General features: G+C 36.8%; 3 protein-coding genes. 2 read left to right on the top strand and 1 reads right to left on the bottom strand.

Going from position 1 to position 4,040, the window contains the following annotated elements; translation table 11 throughout:
• On the top strand, window positions 1-1,454 hold a 1,454-nt coding region (glgP, locus tag ACQR30_RS07195), incomplete at its 5' end, for an alpha-glucan family phosphorylase (RefSeq protein WP_429733345.1).
• Window positions 1,455-1,586: 132 nt separating this feature from the next.
• On the opposite strand, the gene ACQR30_RS07190 is transcribed toward glgP, so the two are convergent.
• A complete protein-coding gene (locus tag ACQR30_RS07190) occupies window positions 1,587-2,729 on the bottom strand; it encodes an arginase family protein (protein WP_429733342.1) in 1,143 nt (380 codons plus the stop codon).
• A gap of 216 nt (window positions 2,730-2,945) precedes the next feature.
• On the opposite strand from ACQR30_RS07190, the gene ACQR30_RS07185 reads away from it, so the two are divergent.
• Window positions 2,946-4,040 (top strand): ATP-binding protein (locus tag ACQR30_RS07185; RefSeq protein WP_429733340.1); only part of this gene is annotated, 1,095 nt, incomplete at its 3' end.

Genomic DNA, 4,040 nt, shown 5'->3' with positions numbered 1-4,040 from the left:
ACGGATATTATGATCAAATCCGCAATGCCGATCAGACAATGCAAACTTCTTGGGCTGAGAAAACTTATTCGTTTTTAAAGGATACCAATATAAAATTCACCATTAAAATACATGATTCGGATGTTTGGGTAAAGGTTTTATATTTGAGCCCACAAGTTTTTAAAACTGCTCCTTTGTTTTTATTAAGTACTGATTTAGCTGAGAACGATTATATTTCACAGACGATTTCACACAAATTATACGACGCTAATGAAGCAACAAAATTGGCACAATATATTTTGTTAGGGGTGGGCGGTGCCAAGCTTTTAGATAAACTGAATTTTAACGCGGAACGCTATCATCTTAATGAAGCACATGGATTACCTGCGGCTTTTTATCTTTTAAATAAATTTAAAAATCTTGATCAGGTTAAAGAAAAATTGGTATTCACTACCCATACACCTGAAGAGGCAGGGAATGAAAAACACAATATTTATTTGTGTCACAAAATGTCTTATTTCTGTGGTTTGAGTATTGATGAAGTTCGAAGATTGAGCGGGATCAATGGTGACGACTTTAATCATTCTCTAACGGCATTGCGTTTTGCTTCAAAAGCCAATGGCGTATCGAAGCTGCATGGGAATGTTTCAAAAAAAATGTGGCAGCAATATGATAATATTTGTGAGATAATTTCTATTACCAATGCACAAAACTGGACTTATTGGGCAGACAAACAATTGTACAAAGCATTCAATGAAGGAGAAGACTGGTTATTTGATGATCGTAAGAGGTATCTGAAAAAGAGGGCTTTTGAAATTGTTGCAGATCAAACCGGAAAAATTTTTGATCCAAATGTTTTTACCATTGTTTGGGCGAGGCGTTTTGCGGGTTATAAACGAGCCGATTTTTTATTACAAGATGAGGAACGCTTTCTAAAGCTAATTCAAAATACAAAACATCCGGTCCAAATTATTTTTTCAGGAAAGCCTTATCCAATGGATTATTCGGCTATTGGTACTTTTGATCGTTTGGTGAATGAAAGTAAAAAATATAAAAATGTAGCTGTATTGGTCGGCTATGAATTGACTCTGAGTAAGCGTTTAAAGCAAGCGGCTGACTTATGGCTCAATAACCCACGTGTTCCACGCGAAGCTTCCGGAACAAGTGGTATGACAGCTGCTATGAATGGAGCTGTAAACTTCTCAACCGATGATGGATGGATTCCGGAATTTATCAATCACGGACATAATGGATTTGTTGTACCAAAAGGAGATTACGACAATATGCAAGTACATGAGCAAGATGAGTATGATTTAAAAATGATGTATCATATTTTAGAAAATGAAATCTTGCCGGTATATTATAAAGAGTTTGATACCTGGCGTCAAATAATGAAAAACGGAATGCGCGATGTGCGTTTTCAATTTGATAGCAATCGTATGGCCCACGAGTATTATGAATTTATGTATAAATAGGCCAAAAGAGCATTAAATCTTTAATTATAATTACGTAATCCTGGTGAATTTTCTTTTCGTAACTTAATTATATAAGGCCTGTTTTATACAGGCCTTAACGCTTATTGTAAATCAGATTGTCACTCAAAAGTATTAGCTTCTTTCAATGGCGCGCAACCAGCGCTCAGGAATTTCATTTTGCGTAGCTAACACATAATCTAGTCGACTGCAGGATATAAACTCTTCATTGGGTAGTTGCATCCACCACCGATTGGTAATTTTACTTTGTAAAAAAACCGTTTTCATATCTTCAGATGCTAGATGAAATTCATTATAATGCGCCCTATTTTCTATATTAGCTTCTTGCTTTCCCTGATAAATGCCATCCATCAGATACCAAAGCAAATGACTAATCTGCTTGGCGGTTTGGGCATTCTTATCCAAATGTTCAAAATAGCTGTATATGCCAATGCTTTTCACTTTATTACTTAATCCTGCATATTGAAATAAGGTGCATACTTCTTCACCGTTAAAGCCATTGGGAGTTAAATTATTGGCGGGGGCGTGACTGTTTTGAATGCAAGAGATATCGAAGCTAAAAATATCAGAATCACGAATTTGAGGTTCCATCTCCTCTAATCTTTCTTTTACTTTGCCTACTCTAAAACAATCAAACCTAAGTTTATCAATCGTTTCCAACATTTGTGGATGTACAAAATAGCTTTGAAAACCAATGTGATTGTAGTGCTGTAAGTGATTAGGCGACTTGGTAAATAAATCTAATAAAAATTTATCAGCGGGCGCTACGCTGTCAGCATTTAAATCTATTTTGGCATCCACGCACGTGAGTACATAGTTCATTTCATTGGCAGCATAGGCATCACACTGTGGAACGGTTAAATCGTGTGAACCGCCAAGAATGACCACTTTTGCTTTAAAAATAGACAATTCCGACATGACTAATTTTAACGCCGCATAAGAATCTTGCAAAGATTTGCCCGTTTTTACATTGCCAATATCTATTATTTTTAATTGGTTATGCCATTGGAATAATTGGTAAAACTCACTACGTACCTGATTGGCGGAGCGACTTCCTTCACCCGGCAAGGCGGCGCCACGAGCTTCTCCCATCCCTAATATAATAATATCTGCTTCATCTAAATCTGGGAAAGAACGATCAAACACTTCTACCTTTTCCCCAATTTGAGTTGGCTTGAAACCTTCGTCATTTGAAAGTTGCATGAGATTTACTGGTTCCAAAAAATCTTCAATATTATTAAAAAAAGAAGAGGGCATATTTTACTTTTTAATGATTTTGGCAAATGTAAAACAATTAACGCATTGATTAATATTGTCCAGGAAGTACGCAGAAAATATCGTCATTAATTGGGTGATTTGATGGTTAAAAAAACACATTTTTGTGGCAATTTCGAGGTTGATTTATTCGGTAAAATAGCTTAACTTCGCTACACTTTTTTAAACGATAAAATCAAGTATTTTTTAAATAAATTTATGAGTCAAGAAAACCTGGGTGAAGTTGTGGAACCAACACAAAATAAAGCGTACGGCGCAGATAGCATACAAGTATTAGAAGGGTTAGAAGCGGTACGGAAAAGACCGGCTATGTATATTGGAGATGTAGGGGTGAAGGGTTTACATCATCTGGTTTATGAAGTAGTGGATAACTCAATTGACGAAGCGCTTGCCGGATATTGCTCCAACATAAATGTTACTATCTATGAAGATAATTCCGTTTCTGTTATCGATGATGGTCGTGGTATTCCTACCGGTATCAATACCAAAGAACAAAAGAGTGCGCTGGAAATTGTAATGACGGTGCTGCATGCTGGCGGTAAATTTGATAAAGATACTTACAAGGTTTCAGGGGGCTTGCATGGTGTGGGTGTGAGTTGTGTAAACGCATTGAGTACGGTGTTAAAAGCCACTGTTCATCGAGATGGAAAAATATTTGAACAGGAATACCATAAAGGTATCCCTGTTTATAAAGTACGAGAGATAGGCGTTTCTGATAAGACAGGTACAAAAGTTCATTTTTGGCCGGACGATTCTATTTTTCAGGTAACTGTTTTTCAAAAAGATATTTTGGAAGGTCGCTTGCGTGAATTGGCTTACTTAAATAGAAGAGTAAGAATCATTCTACAAGACTTGCGGGAGAAAGATGATCAGGGTAATACATATCAAAAGGAGTTTTATAGTGAAGGTGGTATAGTAGAGTTCTTAGAGATGTTGGACAAACATGCAAAACGCTCGCCGATTATTCCTAATAGCTTATATGTAGACGGCTATGATGAAGCCTCGAATGTCACGGTAGAAGTGGCTTTGAGTTACAATGATGATTTTAAAGAACACATATTTTCTTACGTAAATAACATTAATACCATCGAGGGAGGTACTCATGTTACGGGCTTCCGTCAGGCGTTAACGCGCGTGTTTAAAAGCTATGGCGACAAACAAGGGTTGTTTGAAAAGGCGAAAGTAACGGTTGAGGGAGATGACTTCAGAGAGGGGTTAAGTTCTATTATTTCGGTAAAAGTACCTGAACCGCAATTCGAAGGACAAACCAAAACCAAATTGGGTAATAGCGAA

This window comes from Arachidicoccus sp. (genome assembly GCF_050436765.1).
Taxonomy (GTDB): domain Bacteria; phylum Bacteroidota; class Bacteroidia; order Chitinophagales; family Chitinophagaceae; genus Arachidicoccus.
The sequence above is the reverse complement of the archived record's forward strand: the minus strand, read 5'-3'. Positions and strand labels throughout refer to the sequence as shown.

What these genes read in the sequence shown, in the direction of transcription:
- ACQR30_RS07190 (WP_429733342.1), bottom strand. Translation starts at nt 2,729, where the DNA reads ATGCCCTCTTCTTTTTTTAATAATATTGAAGATTTTTTGGAACCAGTA.